Raw genomic sequence first — 19,828 nt, forward strand, 5'->3', positions numbered from 1 at the left:
CCCTCCCGGTCAGTCCCAGTTGATCGCGACGCACTGCCAGCGGTCGCGTACGACCTCGAAGCGGGCGGCGACGGCACGTGAGCGTCGCCCGTAGCGGACGTGCGCGCTCGCCTCGACCGCATCGCTGCGGATCAGGGCGGTGCGGACGCCGATGACCACGGGCCGGGCCGGGTTGGGCCCCCGCCCGATGGGCGGCTCGCCCGCGACCGCGGCGACCGCGTGAGCACGCCCGGCGAGGTCGTCGTACACCTCGGGGACGGTGTGCCGCAGCACCTGCGCCAGCGGGCGGTCACCGGCGGAGATCTCGACCACTGCCTGGAGGTAGCGCCCGACGAACGCGTCGACGTGCCGGCGCTCGGCCGCCTCGACCGCCACGAGGTCGAAGGTGCGGGTGCTGCGCAGCCGCGGGCGCGGGGGAGCGGTGCGCGGGGTCAGGTCGAGGGCGAGCGAGCCCTGGACGCTCGCCAGCGGCGTCGGCGCCCGGAGGGGGATCACCCGTGCCTGCTCGTGGCTGCTCATGATCGATCTCCGTCCTGCTGGAGGGGGTGGGTGCCGGGCAGGCGCAGCGCCTGGCCGGGGTGGATCAGGTCGGGGTCGTCGCCGACGACGTCGCGGTTGGCCTGCCAGATCGCCCGCCAGCGGTCCTCGAGCGACCCCGTGCCCGGGTGGGTCAGGGCGATCGACGACAGCGAGTCGCCGGGACGTACGACGTAGGTCGCGTCCGCCGGTCGGGGCTGGTGGTGGGCCGCGGCCACGGCCCGCTCGGGGAGCGCAAGCCCGGAGAGGAGCTCCCGGCCGTCGCCACCGGAGGCGAGGGCCGGGACGCTCGTGCCGGCGACCACGGCGACGCCGCACGCGACCAGCACGAGGCGGCGGGTAGCGCCGCCGGTCCGCACCCGACCGGTGAGCAGCCCGGCCACGGTCACCGTCGCGACCAGCCAGAGCCAGCCCAGTGCGAGTGCCAGCGCGGTGGCGCACGTCGCGACGAGCAGGTCGGCGACGGCATCGGTCCCCGACGAGTTGCTCGCCGCCGCCCACGTGGCCGGCACCGCCAGCGCCGCGGCTCCGGTGGCGACCGTGACCAGTAGCCAGACGGCGAGGGGGCGCAGGGTGGTCGTTGCTTCCCGAGACACGACGAACCTTTCGTTTGCGTGTGTTTGCATCATTTAAAGGACGTTCGGGCGCGGTGTCAATCGTTCTTCCACAGGACAATTGCGGGGGTCCTCGACCTCCCTCGCCACGTCGGGAGCGACTCCGTCGCTCGCGACTAGGCTCGGGACATGTCTTGGGAGCACGAGCTGTTCGCGCTGTTCGATGACCTCGAGGGCCAGGCGGCGGCCGCGTGGGAGGCAGACCGGGAGGCCGAGCTGGCCGACCGGGCGCGGGCGGAGTACGGCTCGGTGACCCTCGCGAGCCGGTTGATGGCCTCGCGCGGGCGACCGGTGGCGCTCGACCTGCCCCACGTGGGGCGCGTGGAGGGCAGTCTCGACCGGGTCGGGGACGGCTGGTGCCTGCTCAGCGGTGCCGGTCAGGACTGGATCGTGCCGCTGCCCGCCGTGGTGGCCGTGCACGGGGCCAGTGGTCGCTCGGTCCCCGAGGTGGCGTGGTCACCCGTCGACCGGCTCAGCCTCCGGGCAGCGCTGCGCCGGCTGGCCGACGCCGACGAGCGTTGCCTGCTCCACCTCGCCGACGGCACCCGGCTCGAGGCGAACGTCCATCGCGTCGGCGCCGACTTCCTCGAGGCCCGCGGTGCACGGTCGGAGCGACTGCTGGTGCCGTACGCCGGGCTCGTCGCGGTCCAGCGCCGCGACGGCTGATCTGGTCAGGTGGCCTCGACGTCGTACGGCGGCACCTGGCCGGGGGGCAGCTTGTCGGCCTTGAACTGCTCCGCCTGGTCGCGGTCGACCTCGGCCATCGCCTCGGTGAGGTGCTTGCGCACGATGGCGCGGGGGTCGAGGTCGCGCAGCTGGAGATCGGAGTACTCCGGGCCGAGCTCGTTGCGGAGCTCGTCGCGGGCGTTGTGAGCCATGCCCCTGACCCGGTGGAGCAGCTGGGCGGCCTGGCGGGCGAGATCGGGCAGCCGATCGGGGCCCAGCACGATGACCGCCACGAGGGCGATCACGGCGAGCTCGAGGAGACCGACGTCGAACATGGGTCAGAACCTACTGGTCAGAGCTTGCTGGAGGGGGTGAGTCCCAGCTGCATGCCCGCGAGTCCGCGTCCACGACCCGACAGTGTCCGGGCCACGCGGGTCAGCTCGCGGGCCGCGATCGCGGTGGGATCGGCCTCGACGATCGGCTTGCCGACGTCGCCGCCCTCGCGCAGCGAGATGTCGAGCGGGATCTCCGCCATGACCGGCACGTCGTAGCCGAAACGGTCCGACAGGGTCTTCGCGACGCGGGCGCCGCCGCCGCTGCCGAACACCTCGAGCCGGTGGTCGTCCTCGGCGGGGCAGTGGGGGCACGGGAGGTAGCTCATGTTCTCGACGACGCCGATGACCCGCTGGTGCATCATCGAGGCCATCGTGCCCGCGCGCTCGGCCACCTCGGCGGCGGCCTCCTGCGGCGTGGTGACCACGATGACCTCAGCGCTCGGCAGGTGCTGTCCGAGCGAGATGGCGACGTCGCCGGTGCCGGGCGGCAGGTCGAGGAGCAGGGCGTCGAGGTCGCCCCAGTAGACGTCGGCGAGCATCTGGACCAGGGCCCGGTCGAGCATCGGGCCGCGCCAGGCGACGACCTGGTCGCGGCGCGGCTTGAGCATCCCGATCGAGATCACCGAGACGCCGCTCGCGGTCGGCACGGGCATGATCAGGTCGTCGACCTGGGTCGGCCGGGAGTCGGCGATGCCCAGCATCGCCGGGACCGAGTGGCCGTAGATGTCGGCGTCGACGATGCCGACCTTGAGGCCCTCCTTGGCAAGGGCCAGGGCCAGGTTCACGGTGACGGACGACTTGCCCACGCCGCCCTTGCCGCTGGCGATGGCGTAGACCTTCGTCAGCGAGCCGGGCTGGGCGAACGGGATCTCGCGCTCGGCGCGGCCGTTGCTGAGGATCTGCTTGAGGCCGGCGCGCTGCTCGGCCGTCATCACGCCGAGTGTGAGGTCGACCGACGCGACGCCGGCGACGGACGTGACGGCCGCCGTCACGTCGCGGTTGATCGTGTCCTTGAGCGGGCAGCCGGACACCGTGAGCAGCACGTGGACGGCGACGGAACCGTCGTCGGCCACCTCGACCGAGTCCACCATCCCCAGCTCGGTGATCGGCCGCTTGATCTCCGGGTCGTTGACGGTCGCCAGTGCGTCCATCACCTGCTGCTGCGTGGGGGTGCTCATGATGGAGAAGTCTACGAGTCGCTCCCCGGCCGGGGCTCGTCGCCCGCGGCCTCGGGCTGGGCGAGCTCCTCGATGTCCTGGAGCAGGCCGCGCAGCTCCGAGCGCAGGAAGTCGCGGGTGGCGACCTCGCCGACCGACATCCGCAGGGACGCGACCTCACGGGCGAGGAACTCCATGTCGGCGTGGGCACGCGCGTTGGCCTGCCGGTCCTGCTCGCCGACGACCTTGTCGCGCTGCTCCTGGCGGTTCTGCGCGAGCAGGATCAACGGGGCGGCGTACGACGCCTGCAGGCTCAGCATCAGCGTGAGGGCGATGAAGGGCGGCTCGTCGAAGCGCAGGTCGGGGGGCGCCAGCACGTTCCACGCCACCCAGATGATGACGAACAGCGTCATCCAGAGGATGAACTTCGCGGTCCCCATGTAGCGCGCGAACGACTCGGCGAACACGCCGAACGCGTCTGCGTCGACCGCGGGCCGGCGTACGAGCTGTCGCCGGGTCTCGCGCGGGGTGTCCAGGCGCGGCCGACGGCTCTCGCTCATCCGGCCCTCCCGGCGCTCGGTCCTCCGTTGATCCGGCCGGGTCGCGGAGCGCGGTCGCGCCAGCCCTCGGGGAGCATGTGGTCGAGCAGGTCGTCGACCGTGACCGCGCCGAGCAGCCGGCCGTCGTCGTCGACGACAGGGGCTGCCACCAGGTTGTACGTCGCGAGGTGGGCCGCGACCTGGTCCATCGAGGCGTCGGGCCGGAGTGGGTCCATCGAGTCGTCGAGTGCGGCGGCCACGAGGGTCGACGGCGGCTCGCGCAGCAGCCGCTGGATGTGCGCCGCACCGAGGAGCTTGCCGGTCGGCGTCTCGAGGGGCTGGCGACAGACGTAGACCAGCGCGGCCAGCGACGGGGTGAGCTCGGGGTTGCGCACGTGCGCGAGCGCGTCGGCGATCGTGGCGTCGGGAGAGAGGATGACCGGCTCGGGCGTCATCATCGCGCCGGCCGTGTTGTCGGCGTACGACATGAGACGGCGGACGTCCTCGGCCTCGTCGGGCTCCATCAGCCCGAGCAGCGTCGCCGCGGTCTCGGGGTTGAGGTCGGCGATGAGGTCGGCGGCGTCATCGGCCGACATCTCCTCGAGGATGTCGGCGGCGCGCTCGGAGTCGAGGTGCTCGAGGATCTCGACCTGGTCCTCCTCCGGCAGCTCCTCGAGCACGTCGGCGAGGCGCTCGTCGTCGAGGGCGGCCACGACGGCCGTACGCCGCTCGCGCGGCAGGTCGTGGATCATGTTGGCCGCGTCGGCGGGGCGCATGTCGTTGAGCGCGGCGATCAGGTGGGTCGCGCCCTGGGTGGCCTCCTTCTTGGTCAGGCCGGTGACGTCGCGCCACTCCACGACATGCGTCTGGCCGCGACGGCGGAAGCCCTTGCTCGGCTCCTGGATCGCGACGCGCGACAGCACCCAGTCGCGGTTGCGCGCCTGCTCCATCCCGACGTCGTAGACCGTGCCGGTGACGCCACCCTCCTTGGCCGAGTCCTTGATGGTGACCGTTCGGTCGAGCATCTGGCCCATCACGAGGGTCTCGGTGGAGCGCTGCTCGAAGCGGCGCATGTTGAGCAGGCCGGTGGTGTGCACCTGGCCGCTGTCGATGTTGGTGATGCGGGTCATCGGCACGAAGATCCGGCGGCGGCCGAAGACCTCGGCGACCATGCCGAGCACCCGCGGCTGGCTCGTCTCGGTGCGGAGCGCGACGACCAGGTCGCGCACCTTGGCCACCTGGTCGCCCTGGGGGTCGAAGATCGGCAGCCCGACGAGCCGGGCCACGAAGACGCGGGTCGGGGTGGTGCTCACGGCCGCAACGTTAGCGTGCGCGGGTCCCGACGGGCGGCGGGCGCGCAGCGACGTGGGTGAGGGCTGTCGGCCGGGCGGGGATGTTAGGCTCAAACCGCAGGAGTCACTCCTGTCACACGATCGGGGTTTCGGGGCACATGCCGAGGAGGCCGCGGTCGGCCACCTCAAGACGCCACTTCCCCGACGACCGTGAGGCCGCTGCCATGTCCGCCAACTCCGCCCCGACCTGGAGCTCCCGCGTGATCATCCGCGTGGGCGCCATCTCCGCTGCGCTCGCGGTGGCCGCGACCCTCGCGTCGACCTCCGGTCCCTCGCCCGTCGGCCCCGCGACCGAGGCCGCCACCGCCGCCACGACCACGACCACGTCCGAGTCCCCGACGGTCAAGACGGCCGCGACGACGGCCCTGCAGACCACGCCGGCGACCTTCTTCCGCCCGGCCACCTTCAACGTGCTGGGCGCCGACCACACCGCTCCCGGCGGCAACCGCAAGGGCTGGGACTCCGGCGTCGTACGCATCGAGCGTGTCGTGCAGCTCATCACCCAGAACTCGCTCGACGTGGTGGGCTTCCAGGAGTTCCAGCCGCCGCAGGCCGTGCGCTTCCAGGAGCTCACCGGCACCTCGTGGCAGACCTACCCCGGCGTGAACAACCCCGCCGGGCCGTCGGTGAACTCCATCGGCTGGCGCACCGACGTGTGGACGCTGCTCGAGGCGCGCACGCTCCCGATCCCCTACTTCGACGGCGCCCCCAGCCGGATGCCGGCCGTCCTGCTGCAGAACGTCCAGACGGGTCGCCGGGTGTGGTTCTTCAACACCCACAACCCCGCCGACGTACGCGGCCCGGCGCAGCAGTGGCGCGACGCCGGCTTCGCGATGGAGGTGGCGCTCGCCAACGAGCTGCGCGCCGCCTACCCCGACGCCCCGTTCATCTCGTTCGGCGACAAGAACGACCGCGACCGCTACTACTGCTCAGTCGCCCCGGGCTCGGGCATGTGGTCGGCCAGCGGCGGCTACCTCGATGGCGCGACCTGCTCGCCGCCGAGCGGCGGGGCCATCGACTGGATCATGGGCACCAACAACGTCTTCTTCAACGGCTACACCCGGCTGTGGAACGACTTCGTCTCCCAGACCAGCGACCACCCGCTCTACTACGCCAACGCCGTGGTGCCCGCCTCGCGGCCGGTCGGCGTCGACCACATCGTGGTCGTCGCAGTGCCCGGCCTGACCTCGACGGTCGTACGCAAGATGGGCACGGAGCTGAGCGAGCTCGACCGGATGGCGCTCGGCGGCGCCTCGACCCGCAACGCCCGTACGGCCACCGAATCCACGTCTCCCGACGCCGGCCTGGTCTCGATCCTCACCGGTCGACGGGTCTTCCCGAAGGCCGGCGGACACGGGGTGGGCTCGAAGCCGACGCTGCCGTCGACCGTGCACGAGTCCGCGGGACAGTACGTCTCCGGCATCTTCGACCTCGCGCACAACACCTCGCGCCGGACGTCCTTCGTCTCCAGCCGGCCCCAGACCAAGCTGGTGCGGGAGAGCTGGAACAAGCGCTCGGGCGGCACGGACCCCTACGGCAAGGACGACGGCACGGCCAAGTTCGACCAGGTCAAGATGGCGCGTGACGACGCGGCTGCCGTTGCCTGGTGGCGCGACAAGATGGCCACGAGCCCTGCGGCGCTCAGCGTGATCGAGCTGTCGGGCGCGGCGCAGGCCGGTGCCGCGGAGGGCTGGACCGGCGACGCCTACCAGAAGGCCGTACGCAAGCTGTCGCGCCGTGTCGCGTCGATCCGCCGTGGCATCGATCGCCAGGCCGAGATGAAGGGCACCACGCTGCTCGTCGTCACCGGCACCAGCGGTGCCCAGCGGACCACGGGCTCCTCGCGCACGTGGGTCGAGAGCTACCGCGTGCCGATGTGGGTCACCGGTCCCGGCGTGCCCGCCGGCGCCGACCTCTACAGCCTCAACCCGTCCCTGCTCTACCCGGGCAAGGACCAGGTCTCCTACTCCGGCACGCAGCCGCTGCGCGTCGGCGACCTCGCCAACCTGGTGACCCGCACGCTCGGGCTCCCGCCGGTGCCCGGGGCCACGCAGGACGTCGACCAGCGCTTCCAGGTCTTCGACCCGCTCACCGTGCCGGGTGCCTGACGTCCCTGCGGGACCGTCTGCCGAAGGTTGGTACGTGGTGGCGCGCGCCGGATAGGCTTGCGGCTCACTTCTCGCAGAAGGTGCCCGTGAAACACAGCTTGCTTCCCCAGCGCATGCGCGACCTCCGGGTGCCGCGCGTGGGGGTGCTGGCCTCGGTCCTGGTCCTGGTGCTGGTCGCCGGGGTGACCTGGGCGTCGACGTGGGCGGTCTCCGACAACGGTGGCGATGCTCCGGCAGCGACGCAGGGGGCGCAGACCGAACCGGACGCCCCTGCGGCCGACCCTGACGGCGCCGGCAAGGCCGGCGGCACGGGCGGGTCCGGCGGCGAGGAGGCCGAAACGCCCGGCTCGGCTGCGCTCGAGCGGTCCGTACGCCGGTTCCGTGCGGCGCAGCGGCGACTGGCGCAGCGGGTGTCCAAGCAGCTCGAGCGCCGCAGCGCGCCCGTGGAGTTCCGGGTCGCCAGCTTCAACGTGCTCGGCGACTCCCACACCGGACCGGGCGGCAACAAGCCGTCCTTCTACCCGGACGGCTCGGCCCGGATGAACATGGCCATCGCGATCCTCCGCAACAACGGGATCGACGTGGCGGGATTCCAGGAGTTCGAGGCGTCCCAGTACGGCATGTTCGCGGCGCGGGCGGGGGAGTACTCCCTCTATCCGGGGCTGACGCTGGGCGACAAGTCCGTACGCTTCAACATCGCGTGGCGCTCGAGCGCCTTCACCCTGGTCGAGGCGCACTCGATCTCGATCCCGTACGCCGGTGGCAGCCGCATCGAGATGCCCGTCGTGCTGCTGGAGTCGACGACGACCAAGCGGCGGGCGTGGTTCGCCAACTTCCACAACCCCGCCGACACCCCCAGCCTGGGCAACAACGCCCGGTGGCGCGCGGAGGCGGCCGGCATCGAGATCGCCCACCTCACCGCCCTCCACGAGCAGGACGGCGACCCGGTGATCGTCACCGGGGACTTCAACGAGCGGGAGGAGATCTTCTGCCGCTTCACCGCGGGCGGGATCTTCTCGGCGGCCGCCGGCGGCAGCACCGGCGGCAGCTGTGCGCCGCCCCCGAGCATGCAGGTCGACTGGATCTTCGGGTCCACCGGCGTGGCCTTCGACAGCTATGCCGTGACCGACACCGGCAGGGCCAGCGACCACGCCATGGTGCACGCGCGGGCGACGCTGGTCGGCGTCGAGTGACACGGACGCCCATCGATATACTCCGCGCCGTGAGAAGCCTGTCCGAGCTGCGACGTCCCGGCGCGCTGGACGTCCGGCACGTGGGGGTCGACGGCCTCCTGCTCGGCGGCCACCGCGAGCGCCTGGTCGACGTGGCCTTCGACGGCAGGCGGATCTGGTCGTTCTGGCTGAAGCGCGACGGGGAGCCGAGCGACGACGGCGTGATGGTGCGGTGGCCCAAGCCGCTGCGTCCGTTCCTCGACGGCTTCACCGACCTCACGATGACCGACCCCGGGTCCGGCGCCGTGCTCTTCTCCGAGAAGGTCCAGTTCGGCGACGGCTCGACCCGCATTGACGTGGTGAACCCCGCCGGCCGGCCGCTCGCGATCGACAAGTCCCTCAAGCTGGTCGAGACCTTCGACACCCGCGACGCCGCACACGTCGAACCGCTGCTCGACGCGATCGAGGAGGTCCTCGGGGCGCTGCGCGCGGTCGGCCTCGACGCCTTCCTCGCCTACGGCACGGCGCTGGGCGCGATCCGCGACGGCGGCCTCATCGGCCACGACAGCGACGCCGACCTCGGCTACGTCAGCGCCCACGACCACCCGGTCGACGTGATCCGGGAGTCGTTCCGGATCCAGCGCGCGCTCACCGACATGGGCTACCGGGTCACCCGCTACTCCGCGATCGCGCTCAAGGTCCACGTCGAGGAGAGCGACGGGCTCGACCGGGGCCTCGACGTGTTCGGTGGCTTCATGCGCGACGGCAAGCTCTACCTGATGGGCGAGATCGCCATCCCGTTCAAGCGGTCCTGGATCTACCCGCTCGGCACCGCGTCGCTGGAGGGCCGCGAGTTCCCGGTCCCCGCCGACACCGACCGCTTCCTCACCGCCACCTACGGCCCGCGGTGGCGTACGCCCGACCCGGCGTACAAGTTCACCACCCCCGCCAGCACGATCGAGCTGTTCAACGGCTGGTTCCGCGGGATGCGCACCGGCCGCGCCGGGTGGCACGGCTACCACAAGCGCACGATCGACCAGGCCGTGTCGGTCTCGGAGGTCGCTCGCGAGGTGGCCGAGCGGCACCCCGACCTCGCGACGTACGTCGACATCGGCTGCGGTCGCGGCGCCGACGTGGCGTGGTTCGCCGACCGGGGCACGGCCGCCGTGGGCCTGGACTTCCAGCCGTACGCCTACGAGCCCGAGGCCGAGCGGCGTACGGACGACCCGCACGTCACCTTCCAGCTGTTCAACCTCCTCGAGCTGCGCCACGTCCTGGCCGTGTCGGCGTGGGTGGCTCGGATGCCCGGACCGCGCGCGGTGGGCTGCGTCCACGTCGTCGAGCGGCTGGGGCACCGGGGCCGCCTCAACTTGCTGCGTGCCGCGAAGATGATGGTGGCCGGCACCTCGGGCACGCTGCACCTGCAGTTCCTGAGCGAGAAGGGCCGCGACAACTACGCCCGGCGCACCGGCGCACGCAAGGCGCTGGCGCCCGACGTCATCCTGGCCGAGGTCGCCGAGTCCGGCGGCCGCGTGGTGGAGCTGGTGCGCGAGCACGTGTCGCAGGCCGCGGACAGCTCGCAGGTGTGCCGCATGACCATCGACTGGAACGGCTGAGGGAGACAACATGTTCGGACGACGCACCACGCTGGGCGCCGGCGGAGGCGACCTGGCCGCACGGGTGGCCGCGCTGGAGGAGGCCGTGCAGGACAACCGCGCCCTCAACGTGCGGCTGGCCGAGCTCACGGACGTGGTGACCGAGCTCCTGCTCCCCGTCGCCGCCCGCGACGAGCAGAAGCTGGAGGAGCTCCTCGAGAAGTACCGCGGGGACTTCTCTTGAGCCCACGCCGGGTGCTGCTGCACATCGGCCTGCCGAAGACCGGGACGACCTATCTCCAGCAGGTGGTGTGGGGCAACCGGGACCGGCTGGAGTCCGACGGCGTGCTCGTGCCCGGGTTCGGGCACCGTGAGCACCTGTGGGCGGCCCTCGACCTGCAGGAGCGGCCCCGGCTGGCCAAGCGCCACGCGAAGGCGCCGGGCTCGTGGGACCGGCTGGTGGCGCAGGCGTCGCGGCAGCCGAAGGACGTGCTGCTGACCCACGAGTTCTTCTGCGGCGCCACTGAGGAGCAGGCGGGACGCGCGATCGCGGCGTTCCCCGACTCCGAGGTGCACGTGGTGGTCACCGCCCGCGACGCCGCCAGCGTGGTGTCGGCGGGCTGGCAGGAGTCGGTGAAGAACGGCGGCACCGTCGACCTCGCCGGCGTGCTCGACGGCCGGTCGGCCGGTGGTCCCGAGTTCAGCATGCGTACGTGGGACCTGGCGGGTGTCCTCGAGCGGTGGACCGCCGACGTGCCGAGCGACCGGGTCCACGTCCTGGTGATGCCGGGCAGCGGCCAGCCGCACGACCTGCACTGGCGGCACTTCGCCGAGGTGCTCGGCGTCGACCCCGACGCCTACGAGCTGCCCACGGAGGCGGTCAACCCGGCCCTGGGGATCGTGCAGATCGAGCTGCTGCGCCAGGTCAACGGCCACCTGCCGTCGTACTCCGCCCACGACCGCGGCGTCTGGATCCGCGGCTACCTCGCAGAGGGCCTCCTCGCCGCCCAGCCCCGCGAGCGCGGCGGCCTGCCGGCGGAGCACCTGGCGAGGTTCGCCGAGCTCGACCGGACCGCCACCGACCTCATCACCCACCGGGGGTTCCACGTGCTGGGCGAGCTGTCTGCGCTGGCCCCCGGCGAGGCCGCCACGGCAGGCGGACGCGCGCCCGGCACCGTGAGCGAGCGGGAATTAGTCGAGTCCGCGGCCCGGCTCGTCGCTGATATCGTGGCCGACGTCCGTGCGAGCACAGGTGATGTGCCGCCACGCTTCCGGGGTAATCCCTGATCTCGGGTGCCTCAGCCCCGTAGGAGTTGTTGACGTGCGTTCCAAGCTTTCGGCCATCCTCGCCACCTGCGGCCTCGGCGCTGCACTGCTCGTCCCGACCCTCGGCACCTCGGCGGCCGACGCCGCGCCGTCGACCGGCACCGCGACTGCGACGACCACCGCGCTGGCGCTCAAGCCCGGCAAGCCGAGCAAGAAGTGGAAGGTCCCGGTCGGGGCCAAGTTCAACAACCCGATGGTCGAGAAGGACCGCTTCGTCATCGAGCGCCACATCCTGCGCGCGATCCGCAACACGCCGCGAGGCGAGAAGATCATCATCTCGGCCTACTCCCTCGACCGGCAGGTCTTCGCCGACGAGCTGATCCGCGCCCACCAGCGCGGCGTCAAGGTGCAGGTGCTCCTCAACGACCACCTGGTGCCCAACGCCCAGGTCCGGATCCAGCGCGAGCTGGGTCGCAAGACCACGAAGTCGAGCTTCCTCAAGCGCTGCATCTCGGGCTGCCGCGCGGACGAGAACGAGTTCAACAACCTGCACTCGAAGTTCTACCTGTTCAGCCGCACCGGCCGGAACCGCAACGTGGTCATGCTCGGCTCGCAGAACATGACGCTGAACGCCGTGCGCTGGCAGTGGAACGACCTCTGGACCACGGTCGGCAAGACGACGCTCTACGACCAGTTCGAGGCCCTCTTCAACGACATGCGTCCGGACTGGAACAAGCGCCGCGCGACGTACGAGTTCTGCGACGGCGGCCTCGTCTGCCCCGCGGGCGACATGCAGAAGTACCACAACGTCGTCTTCCCGCGGCACACCACGAAGGACAAGGACGTCATTCTCGACATCCTCAACAACGTGCAGTGCGTCTACACCGTGCCCGAGGGCTACCAGACGCGCACCAAGCTGCGCCTGTCGATGCACACCATGCGCGGCAACCGCGGCAACTACATCGCCGACAAGCTCCGCGACCTCTACGCCCAGGGCTGCGACCTGCGGGTCAACTACGGGCTGATGGGCTACTACACCAAGACCCACCTCGGTGCGCCCACGGAGCGCGGCCGCGTGCCGCTGCGCTCGACCGGGTTCAACCTGGCCGACGACGTGCCGACGGGCGACCCGGAGATCGACGACATGCCGGAGAGCATCGAGCGCTACACGCACCAGAAGTACTTCGTGCTGCAGGGCTCGTACAAGGGCGTGATCGACAGCAACATCGTGTGGACCGGTTCGACCAACTGGTCGAGCCTGGGCACCCCGCAGGACGAGATCCTCTTCACGATGCACGGACGGGGCAACGTCCGCGACTACCTCGCGAACTTCGACCTGATGTGGAAGGAGCCCTACAGCCGCAACGCCTACACCACGACGTACTCGGAGTGGAAGATGGTCAACGGCCGCAGGGTCGGCTTCGCGCCGCGCACGACGATCGAGCCCGACAACCTCACGCCGGGCTCCACCTGGGAGAACGACTGACCCGAGGGGTCAGCCCTCCTGGTCGCTGGCGTCCTCCGCGGGGAGCAGCGACTTGGCGAGGTCCTCGACCGTGTCCTGGTCGGTGCCCTGCAGGACGACGGTGCTGCCCTTGAGCTCGTGGGTGAGCACGGTGGCGCCCTCGTGGTCCCAGGCCGCCCAGGTGCCGATGCCCCAGGCGGAGAGGTCCACGTCGCCCGACGTGGCGAGGCTCTCCTGGGAGCCCAGCACCGCGTCGGTGTCGCCCGGGAACTGGTCGAGGGTCACGTCGCCGCTGGGCGCCGTGAACTCCATGTGCCACCACTGTGGGTCGGCCTGGTAGCCGCCACCCACGGTCGTCCAGCCGTCCGGGAGCGTGGAGGGCACCATCGTGATGAGGTCGTCGTCGACCGCGCGCAGGGCGGCCTTCTTGTAGCGGGGGCTGGTGGCCGGCTCCTCGCCGAAGTCGATCAGCGCGACCGGCTCGGCCGAGGGGGTCTCCGACGACTGGGGGGTCTCGGACGTCGAGGTGTCCGTCCCCGGGTCCTCGGTGGCGACCGACGAGTCGTCACCACAGGCGCTCATGAGCAGCACCAGCGAAGCCCCGAGGGCCGGCACGATCAGGCGGGTGGGTCGCATGCACTCGATTCTCTCACGCCCGGCCTGATCCGGCGGGGTGTGACAACAGTCTCGGAGTCGGCCCCTGCCGAGGTGAACGACTGATAACTACACTCCAGCGCATGCCCCGTCTCTGCCAGACCGAAGGCCTCTCCGAGGACCAGACCGAGATCCTCAAGGCCGTCCGGCAGTTCGTGGACGAGAAGATCATCCCGGTCGCCAACGAGCTCGAGCACAAGGACGAGTACCCCACCGAGATCGTCGAGGGCCTCAAGGAGCTCGGCATCTTCGGGCTGATGATCCCCGAGGAGTACGACGGCCTCGGCGAGTCGCTGCTGACGTACGCGCTGTGCGTCGAGGAGATCGCGCGCGGCTGGATGAGCGTCTCCGGCGTGATCAACACCCACTTCATCGTCGCCTACATGCTGATGCAGCACGGCACCGAGGAGCAGAAGCAGAAGTACCTCCCGCGGATGGCGACCGGCGAGGTCCGCGGCGCGTTCTCGATGTCCGAGCCCGGGCTCGGCTCTGACGTCGCGGCGATCTCGACCAAGGCCGTCAAGGGCGACGACGGCGACTACACGATCAACGGCCAGAAGATGTGGCTGACCAACGGTGGCTCGTCGACGCTGATCGCGGTGCTGGTCAAGACCGACGAGGGCGCGGACACCCCGTACAAGAACATGACGACTTTCCTGGTGGAGAAGGAGCCGGGCTTCGGCGAGACCGCTCCCGGCCTCACCATCCCCGGGAAGATCGACAAGATGGGCTACAAGGGCGTCGACACGACCGAGGCCATCTTCGAGAACCACAAGATCGGTGCCGACCAGGTCCTCGGTGGTGAGCCCGGCAAGGGCTTCTACCAGATGATGGACGGCGTCGAGGTCGGCCGCGTCAACGTCGCCGCGCGCGCCTGCGGCATCGCCAACCGGGCCTTCGAGCTCGGCATCGCGTACGCCCAGCAGCGCGAGACGTTCGGCAAGCCGATCGCCGAGCACCAGGCGGTCCTGTTCCGCCTCGCCGAGATGGCCACCAAGGTCGAGACCGCCCACACGATGATGGTGAAGGCCGCGCGTCTCAAGGACTCCGGCCAGCGGATGGACGTCGAGGCCGGCATGGCCAAGATGCTCGCCAGCGAGTACTGCAACGAGGTCGTCGAGGCGTCGTTCCGCATCCACGGCGGCTACGGCTACTCCAAGGAGTACGAGATCGAGCGCCTCTACCGCGAGTCGGCGTTCATGCTGATCGGCGAGGGCACCTCCGACATCCAGAAGATGATCATCGGGCGCAGCCTGCTCAAGGACTACAAGCTGCGCTGAGGTCCTGCCTCAGGCAGGCGCTGCCTCGGCGGCGGCGTCGGCCGCCGCGAGCGCTTCGCAGGCCGCCTCGACGACGTCGGGGGAGAGGACGTGCTCGATGGCGAGCGCGGACGCACCGAGCACGGCGGCCTCGCCGCCGGCGCGTGACGTCACGATGCGCAGGTGCTCAGTGGCGAGGGGCAGCGAGCGCTGGTAGACGGACTCGCGGATGCCCGCGAGGAGATGCTCGCCCGCCCCGGCGAGCTGACCGCCGATCACGACGACGGACGGGTTGACCAGGTTCGTCATGGTCGCGACGACCTCACCGATGTCGCGACCCGCCTGGCGGACGACCGCCATGGCGACGAGGCTGCCGGCGCGCACGAGGTCGACCACGTCGCCACCTGTCGTCGCGTCCTCGCCCTGCTCGCGGACGGCGGCGGCCAGTGCCGGCCCCGCGGCGACTGCCTCGAGGCAGCCGGTGTTGCCGCACCGGCACAGCACGTCGTCGGCCCTGCGCACGCGGACGTGCCCGAGGTCGCCCGCCGTGCCGCGGGCACCGCGCTGCAGGATCCCGCCAGAGACGATGCCGGCACCGATGCCGGTGGCGACCTTGATCAGGACGAGGTCGTCGACATCGCGCAGGTACGCACGGCGCTCGCCGAGCGCCATGATGTTCACGTCGTTGTCCACGAGCACCGGCACGGGGTAGAACTGGCGGAGGTGGCCGGGTACGTCGTAGCGGTCCCATCCCGGCATGATCGGCGGGTTGATCGGGCGTCCGGTGGAGTGCTCGACAGGGCCGGGCAGCCCGATGCCGATCGCCGCGAGGTCGGCGAGCTGCCGACCGCTGGCCGAGACGAGGTCGCGCACGGTCTCCACGACCCAGCCCAGGACCTGCTCGGGACCGGCCGCCACCTCGATCTGGGCGTCGGTCTCGCCCAGGATCTTGCCGTCGAGGTCGGTCAGTGCGGCGCGGGCGTGGGTGGCGCCGATGTCCACCCCGACCACGAGCTTGGCACCGGGATTGAGCGCGAAGAGGGTCGGCGGCCGCCCGCCGGTGGAGCGGGCGCCGCCGTACGGCGCCACCAGGCCGAGCCGCATCAGGGTGTCGATCCGGGTGGTCACGGTGGAGCGGGCGAGGCCGGTCGCGTCCGCGAGCTGGGCCCGGGTCCACGGCCTTCCGTCGCGAAGGAGTTCGAAGAGCTCACCGGTGCGCACGGGTGGAGTCAAGCACATTCCCGCACTTTCCACATCAGGTGAATGACTTTAGACAGGTGCTCGACAAAAGTGCGTGACGCATGCCACAGTTCCTCCGTGATGTCCCAGCCGACCGCGGCCCCGCTCCTCGAGATGCGCGGCATCGTCAAGCGCTTCCCCGGCGTGCTTGCGCTGGGCGGAGTCGACCTCGACGTCCGTCCGGGCGAGGTCCACTGCCTGCTGGGACAGAACGGCGCCGGCAAGTCCACCCTGATCAAGGTGCTCTCCGCGAGCTACCAGCCCGACGAGGGCGAGATCCTGTGGGAGGGCCAGCCCGTCGCGCTGCCGACGCCCCAGTCCGCGATGAAGCTCGGCATCTCGACCATCTACCAGGAGCTCGACCTGGTGCCGGGGCTCTCCGTCGCGGAGAACATCTTCCTGGGCCACGAGCTGTCCTCGGCGGGGATGAGCCAGCGCGGCCGGACCAACCGGGCGGCCGCGGACCTGCTCGGCCGCCTCGGGCACAGCGAGCTCTCTCCCACGCGCGCGGTCGGACGACTCGCCCCGGCCGCGCAGCAGATCGTCAGCATGGCGCGGGCGCTCTCCCAGGACACCCGCCTGCTCGTCCTCGACGAGCCGTCGGCCGCGCTCGACCAGGGCGAGGTCGACAACCTCTTCCGCGTCATCCGCGACCTCACCGCCGAGGGCGTGGCCGTGGTCTACATCTCCCACCGGCTGGAGGAGATCCGCCAGATCGGTGACCGCATCACGGTGCTCAAGGACGGCAGCACCGTCGCCTCGGGCCTCGCAGTGGCCGACACGCCCACCGCCGACCTCATCAAGCTGATGACGGGTCGCTCGATCGAGTACGTCTTCCCGGCCCGCGGCGACACCGTGACCACCTCGGGCGAGCCCGTCCTGGACGTGAGCGGCCTCGAGCTCGCGGGCGTCTTCTCCGGTGTCGACCTCAAGGTCCACGCGGGGGAGATCGTCGGCCTCGCAGGCCTCGTCGGCGCCGGCCGGTCCGAGATCCTCGAGACCGTCTACGGTGCCCGCCGTCCGTCCGCGGGGACCGTACGCGTCAACGGGCGCGAGCTGCGCCGCGGCTCGGTCCCGGCAGCCGTCAAGGCCGGCCTCGGCCTCGCCCCCGAGGAGCGCAAGAGCCAGGGCCTGCTGCTCGACCAGGCGATCTACAGCAACATCACCATCTCCACGCTGGGCCGCTTCGCCCGGTTGGGCTTCCTCGACCGCGGGGACGAACGCCGCCGCGCCACCGAGGTCACCCAGTCGCTGGACGTACGCCCGGCCGGGGTCGACCGCCTCGTCCGCCTCCTCTCGGGAGGCAACCAGCAGAAGGTCGTCCTGGCCCGGTGGCTCCTCCGCGAGTGCCGCGTGCTCCTGCTCGACGAGCCCACCCGCGGCGTCGATGTCGGCGCCCGGTCGGAGATCTATGCCGTCGTACGCGCGCTGGCCGACTCCGGCGTCGCCGTCGTGGTCGTGTCGAGCGAGGTGGAGGAGGTGCTCGGGCTGGCGGACCGGGTGCTGGTGGTCCGGGAGGGCCGCGTCGTCCACGAGGGACCCGCACAGGAGATCGACGAGTCCCGCGTCCTCGATCTCGTCATGGAAGGAAGCGCCGCATGAGCGACCACCGCACGACCCCCGGGACGGACCAGGCACCTGACCTGAGCGCCGTCGAGAACACCGTGGCCCCCTCGAGCGACACCGTCCGTGTCGAGCGCGCCGCTTCCGAGTCCGCGGGGACCTCACGTGTCGCCGGCCTGATGGGCGGTGCCTTCGGTCGCAACATCGGCCTGGTCCTGGCCCTGCTGGTGATCTGCGTCGTCGGCGTCGCCACCGCGGGTGACCGCTTCGCGAGCGTCGACAACATGGTGACGATCCTGCGGCTCGCCTCCATCTTCGGCGTGGTCAGCATCGGCATGACGTTCGTGATCATCGGAGGGGGGATCGACCTGTCCGTGGGTGCCATCGTGGCGCTCTCCTCGGTGTGGGCGACCACCTTCGCGACGCAGACGATGGCCGAGGACACCCACTGGATCGTCATGGTGTTCGTCGCGCTCGCAGTCGGCGGGGCCTGCGGGCTCGTCAACGGCGTGCTGATTGCCTACGGCAACGTCGTCCCGTTCATCATGACCCTCGCGATGCTGGCGTCCGCGCGCGGACTGGCCGAGATCATCTCCGAGCGACGCACCCAGATCGTGCGGGTCGAGGGGTTCAAGGACTTCTGGTCCGCCGACGTCGTCGGTGTCCCGCTGCTCGTCGTCATCTTCGCGCTGGTCGCGTTGGGGGGCTGGGTCCTGCTCAACCGGACCACCTTCGGGCGCCGCACCCTGGCCGTGGGCGGCAGCCCCGAGGCAGCGCGCCTCGCCGGCATCAACGTCAAGCGCCACACAGCACTGCTCTACGTGCTCGTCGGGCTCTGCTGCGGCCTCGCCGCCCTCATGTTCCTCGCGCGCACCTCGACCGGCAGCTCCACGCACGGTTCGCTGCTGGAGCTCGACGCGATCGCCGCGGTCGTCATCGGCGGCACGCTCCTCACCGGTGGGCGCGGCACGATCGCCGGCACCGTGATCGGCGTGCTGGTCTTCAGCACGCTCAGCAACGTGTTCGTCCTCAACAACCAGGACAGCTCGACCCAGGCCGTCGCCAAGGGCCTGATCATCGTCGTCGCCGTGCTGTTCCAGCAGCGCCTGGCGCGACGCTCGACCTCGACCTAGGCGTCGGGTCCACCCGCACTCGGAATCGTCCGCACCACCAGCGTCACCAGCACATCGCACCCACACCTGACACAAGGAGCACATCCCATGCGACTGCGCACCACCACCTCACGGCAGCAGAGCCGCCGCTATCCCGGCCTCGTGGTCGGCGCGGTCGCCGTCCTGGCCCTCACCGCCTGCACCGGCAGCGCCGAGGACGCCGCCAACGACGAGGAGAGCTCCTCGGACTCCACCCCCGTGGCCGCCGAGGGCGGCAACGACGAGTCCGGCGACACGGTCACCATCGGCTTCTCGGCGCCGGCCGCCGACCACGGCTGGATGGCGGCGATCACGAACAACGTCCGCGACCTGGCCGAGCAGTACCCCGACATCGACCTGCAGGTGGCCGAGGGCACCAACGACGTCAACCTGCAGATCAGCCAGGTCGAGACCTTCATCAACGACGGCGTCGACGCCATCGTGCTGCTGCCCTTCGACGGAGCCGCGATGACGCCTGTCGCCCTCCAGGCCATGGAGGCCGGCATCACGGTCATCAACGTGGACCGTGAGTTCGACGACCCCAACGCCGCGCGGGTCACCGTGCTCGGCGACAACTACGGCATGGGTGTGTCCGCCGGCCAGTACGTCTGCGAGCAGGCCGACGGCAACGAGGACGCCATCGTCGCCGAGATCGCCGGCATCGACTCGCTGCCGCTGACCCAGGACCGCAGCCAGGGCTTCGAGGACGCGCTGTCCGAGTGCGACCTCGACGTCGACGCCCGCCAGGCGGCCGAGTTCACCGTCGAGAGCGGTGAGGAGGTCGCGGCCAGCCTGCTGCAGGCCGAGCCGAAGATCGACTTCCTGTGGAACCACGACGACGACCAGGGCGTCGGCGTCCTGGCCGCCATCGAGAATGCCGGTCGCGACGAGTTCGTGATGGTCGGCGGTGCCGGTTCGGCCAACGCCATGCGCGAGATCCAGGACGACAGCGGGGTCCTCAAGGCGACGGTCATCTACCCGTCGACCCAGGGCGCTGACGGCGTCAAGCTCGCCCGCCTGATCCTGCAGCAGAAGGCGATGACCGACCTCGTCGAGGTCGAGGTCCCACGCCTGGTGCAGCTCTACGCGCCGGTCGTCACCGGCGACAACGTCGACCAGTACATCGACTCCGCCTTCGAGTCCTGAGGTCGAGCCG

At 70.9% G+C, this 19,828-nt stretch carries 19 protein-coding genes; 11 read left to right on the top strand and 8 right to left on the bottom strand.

The genetic code is table 11. The features are described from left to right. Window positions 1-9: 9 nt before the first annotated feature. Complete coding sequence (locus tag EUA94_RS22130) at window positions 10-519, bottom strand: Rv3235 family protein (RefSeq protein ID WP_165356852.1); 510 nt, start codon at window positions 517-519, stop codon at window positions 10-12. Further along, the gene (locus EUA94_RS10155; protein WP_207210491.1) at window positions 516-1,133 is read right to left on the bottom strand and encodes a LysM peptidoglycan-binding domain-containing protein; all 618 of its coding nucleotides are present in this window, start codon (window positions 1,131-1,133) and stop codon (window positions 516-518) included. Before EUA94_RS10155 ends, EUA94_RS22130 begins: the two co-directional genes overlap by 4 nt. Window positions 1,134-1,280: 147 nt before the next feature. Between EUA94_RS10155 and EUA94_RS10160 the strand changes: the two genes are divergently transcribed. Next, window positions 1,281-1,817, top strand: a complete 537-nt coding sequence (locus tag EUA94_RS10160; RefSeq protein WP_129426750.1) for a hypothetical protein — start codon at window positions 1,281-1,283, stop codon at window positions 1,815-1,817. 5 nt (window positions 1,818-1,822) lie between these two features. On the opposite strand, the gene EUA94_RS10165 is transcribed toward EUA94_RS10160, so the two are convergent. From EUA94_RS10165 to EUA94_RS10180, 4 genes are read right to left on the bottom strand one after another with little or no spacing between them, the layout of a single operon-like run. Beyond that, on the bottom strand, window positions 1,823-2,152 hold the full coding sequence (locus tag EUA94_RS10165; protein WP_129426751.1) for a sec-independent translocase: 330 nt from the start codon (window positions 2,150-2,152) through the stop codon (window positions 1,823-1,825). A 17-nt stretch (window positions 2,153-2,169) separates the two neighbouring features. Next, window positions 2,170-3,330 (bottom strand): Mrp/NBP35 family ATP-binding protein, encoded by a 1,161-nt coding sequence (locus tag EUA94_RS10170; RefSeq protein ID WP_129426752.1) that lies wholly within the window; start codon window positions 3,328-3,330, stop codon window positions 2,170-2,172. 11 nt (window positions 3,331-3,341) lie between these two features. Further along, entirely contained in the window at window positions 3,342-3,869 is a 528-nt protein-coding gene (locus tag EUA94_RS10175) for a DUF1003 domain-containing protein (RefSeq protein WP_129426753.1), read from the bottom strand. Next, window positions 3,866-5,161, bottom strand: a complete 1,296-nt coding sequence (locus tag EUA94_RS10180) for a magnesium transporter MgtE N-terminal domain-containing protein (RefSeq protein WP_129426754.1) — start codon at window positions 5,159-5,161, stop codon at window positions 3,866-3,868. The genes EUA94_RS10175 and EUA94_RS10180 overlap by 4 nt, the downstream gene beginning before the upstream one ends. A 203-nt stretch (window positions 5,162-5,364) precedes the next feature. Between EUA94_RS10180 and EUA94_RS10190 the strand changes: the two genes are divergently transcribed. The 6 genes from EUA94_RS10190 (at window position 5,365) to EUA94_RS10215 (ending at window position 12,827) form a co-directional block, all read left to right on the top strand. Further along, window positions 5,365-7,308, top strand: coding sequence for an endonuclease/exonuclease/phosphatase family protein (locus EUA94_RS10190; protein ID WP_165356853.1), 1,944 nt, complete (start codon window positions 5,365-5,367; stop codon window positions 7,306-7,308). 86 nt (window positions 7,309-7,394) lie between these two features. Beyond that, on the top strand, window positions 7,395-8,501 hold the full coding sequence (locus tag EUA94_RS10195; protein WP_129426757.1) for an endonuclease/exonuclease/phosphatase family protein: 1,107 nt from the start codon (window positions 7,395-7,397) through the stop codon (window positions 8,499-8,501). Window positions 8,502-8,530: 29 nt separating this feature from the next. Beyond that, window positions 8,531-10,096 carry a class I SAM-dependent methyltransferase gene (locus EUA94_RS10200; RefSeq protein WP_129426758.1) on the top strand — a complete coding sequence of 522 codons (1,566 nt, stop codon included), beginning with the start codon at window positions 8,531-8,533 and terminating at the stop codon, window positions 10,094-10,096. A gap of 10 nt (window positions 10,097-10,106) precedes the next feature. Further along, window positions 10,107-10,319 carry a DUF6752 domain-containing protein gene (locus EUA94_RS10205; RefSeq protein WP_129426759.1) on the top strand — a complete coding sequence of 71 codons (213 nt, stop codon included), beginning with the start codon at window positions 10,107-10,109 and terminating at the stop codon, window positions 10,317-10,319. Next, window positions 10,316-11,362 carry a hypothetical protein gene (locus tag EUA94_RS10210; RefSeq protein ID WP_129426760.1) on the top strand — a complete coding sequence of 349 codons (1,047 nt, stop codon included), beginning with the start codon at window positions 10,316-10,318 and terminating at the stop codon, window positions 11,360-11,362. The genes EUA94_RS10205 and EUA94_RS10210 overlap by 4 nt, the downstream gene beginning before the upstream one ends. A 34-nt stretch (window positions 11,363-11,396) precedes the next feature. Further along, complete coding sequence (locus tag EUA94_RS10215) at window positions 11,397-12,827, top strand: phospholipase D-like domain-containing protein (protein ID WP_165356854.1); 1,431 nt, start codon at window positions 11,397-11,399, stop codon at window positions 12,825-12,827. 9 nt (window positions 12,828-12,836) lie between these two features. Here the strand turns inward: EUA94_RS10215 and EUA94_RS10220 are convergent, their stop codons facing one another. Further along, window positions 12,837-13,442 (bottom strand): hypothetical protein, encoded by a 606-nt coding sequence (locus tag EUA94_RS10220; RefSeq protein ID WP_129426762.1) that lies wholly within the window; start codon window positions 13,440-13,442, stop codon window positions 12,837-12,839. Window positions 13,443-13,543: 101 nt separating this feature from the next. Here EUA94_RS10220 and EUA94_RS10225 point away from each other — a divergent pair, with 101 nt between their 5' ends. Beyond that, window positions 13,544-14,740: an acyl-CoA dehydrogenase family protein gene (locus EUA94_RS10225; RefSeq protein WP_129426763.1), complete on the top strand. Its 1,197-nt coding sequence runs from the start codon at window positions 13,544-13,546 to the stop codon at window positions 14,738-14,740. A gap of 9 nt (window positions 14,741-14,749) precedes the next feature. On the opposite strand, the gene EUA94_RS10230 is transcribed toward EUA94_RS10225, so the two are convergent. Continuing rightward, on the bottom strand, window positions 14,750-15,940 hold the full coding sequence (locus EUA94_RS10230) for an ROK family transcriptional regulator (RefSeq protein WP_242494783.1): 1,191 nt from the start codon (window positions 15,938-15,940) through the stop codon (window positions 14,750-14,752). Window positions 15,941-16,039: 99 nt separating this feature from the next. Here EUA94_RS10230 and EUA94_RS10235 point away from each other — a divergent pair, with 99 nt between their 5' ends. The 3 genes from EUA94_RS10235 (at window position 16,040) to EUA94_RS10245 (ending at window position 19,818) form a co-directional block, all read left to right on the top strand. Beyond that, complete coding sequence (locus tag EUA94_RS10235; RefSeq protein ID WP_207210494.1) at window positions 16,040-17,560, top strand: sugar ABC transporter ATP-binding protein; 1,521 nt, start codon at window positions 16,040-16,042, stop codon at window positions 17,558-17,560. Further along, window positions 17,557-18,654, top strand: a complete 1,098-nt coding sequence (locus tag EUA94_RS10240; protein ID WP_129426765.1) for an ABC transporter permease — start codon at window positions 17,557-17,559, stop codon at window positions 18,652-18,654. Before EUA94_RS10235 ends, EUA94_RS10240 begins: the two co-directional genes overlap by 4 nt. A gap of 87 nt (window positions 18,655-18,741) precedes the next feature. After that, a complete protein-coding gene (locus tag EUA94_RS10245; RefSeq protein WP_129426766.1) occupies window positions 18,742-19,818 on the top strand; it encodes a substrate-binding domain-containing protein in 1,077 nt (358 codons plus the stop codon). Window positions 19,819-19,828 lie beyond the last annotated feature (10 nt).

The sequence above is a fragment of the Nocardioides zhouii genome (genome assembly GCF_004137345.1).
Taxonomy (GTDB): Bacteria; Actinomycetota; Actinomycetes; order Propionibacteriales; family Nocardioidaceae; genus Nocardioides; species Nocardioides zhouii.

Excerpts from the sequence above, each read along its gene's own strand:
- EUA94_RS22130 (WP_165356852.1), bottom strand. The coding sequence starts at position 519 with ATGAGCAGCCACGAGCAGGCACGGGTGATCCCCCTCCGGGCGCCGACG.
- EUA94_RS10160 (WP_129426750.1), top strand. The coding sequence starts at position 1,281 with ATGTCTTGGGAGCACGAGCTGTTCGCGCTGTTCGATGACCTCGAGGGC.
- EUA94_RS10165 (WP_129426751.1), bottom strand. The coding sequence starts at position 2,152 with ATGTTCGACGTCGGTCTCCTCGAGCTCGCCGTGATCGCCCTCGTGGCG.
- EUA94_RS10170 (WP_129426752.1), bottom strand. The coding sequence starts at position 3,330 with ATGAGCACCCCCACGCAGCAGCAGGTGATGGACGCACTGGCGACCGTC.
- EUA94_RS10175 (WP_129426753.1), bottom strand. The coding sequence starts at position 3,869 with ATGAGCGAGAGCCGTCGGCCGCGCCTGGACACCCCGCGCGAGACCCGG.
- EUA94_RS10190 (WP_165356853.1), top strand. The coding sequence starts at position 5,365 with ATGTCCGCCAACTCCGCCCCGACCTGGAGCTCCCGCGTGATCATCCGC.
- EUA94_RS10205 (WP_129426759.1), top strand. The coding sequence starts at position 10,107 with ATGTTCGGACGACGCACCACGCTGGGCGCCGGCGGAGGCGACCTGGCC.
- EUA94_RS10220 (WP_129426762.1), bottom strand. The coding sequence starts at position 13,442 with ATGCGACCCACCCGCCTGATCGTGCCGGCCCTCGGGGCTTCGCTGGTG.
- EUA94_RS10225 (WP_129426763.1), top strand. The coding sequence starts at position 13,544 with ATGCCCCGTCTCTGCCAGACCGAAGGCCTCTCCGAGGACCAGACCGAG.
- EUA94_RS10235 (WP_207210494.1), top strand. The coding sequence starts at position 16,040 with ATGTCCCAGCCGACCGCGGCCCCGCTCCTCGAGATGCGCGGCATCGTC.
- EUA94_RS10240 (WP_129426765.1), top strand. The coding sequence starts at position 17,557 with ATGAGCGACCACCGCACGACCCCCGGGACGGACCAGGCACCTGACCTG.
- EUA94_RS10245 (WP_129426766.1), top strand. The coding sequence starts at position 18,742 with ATGCGACTGCGCACCACCACCTCACGGCAGCAGAGCCGCCGCTATCCC.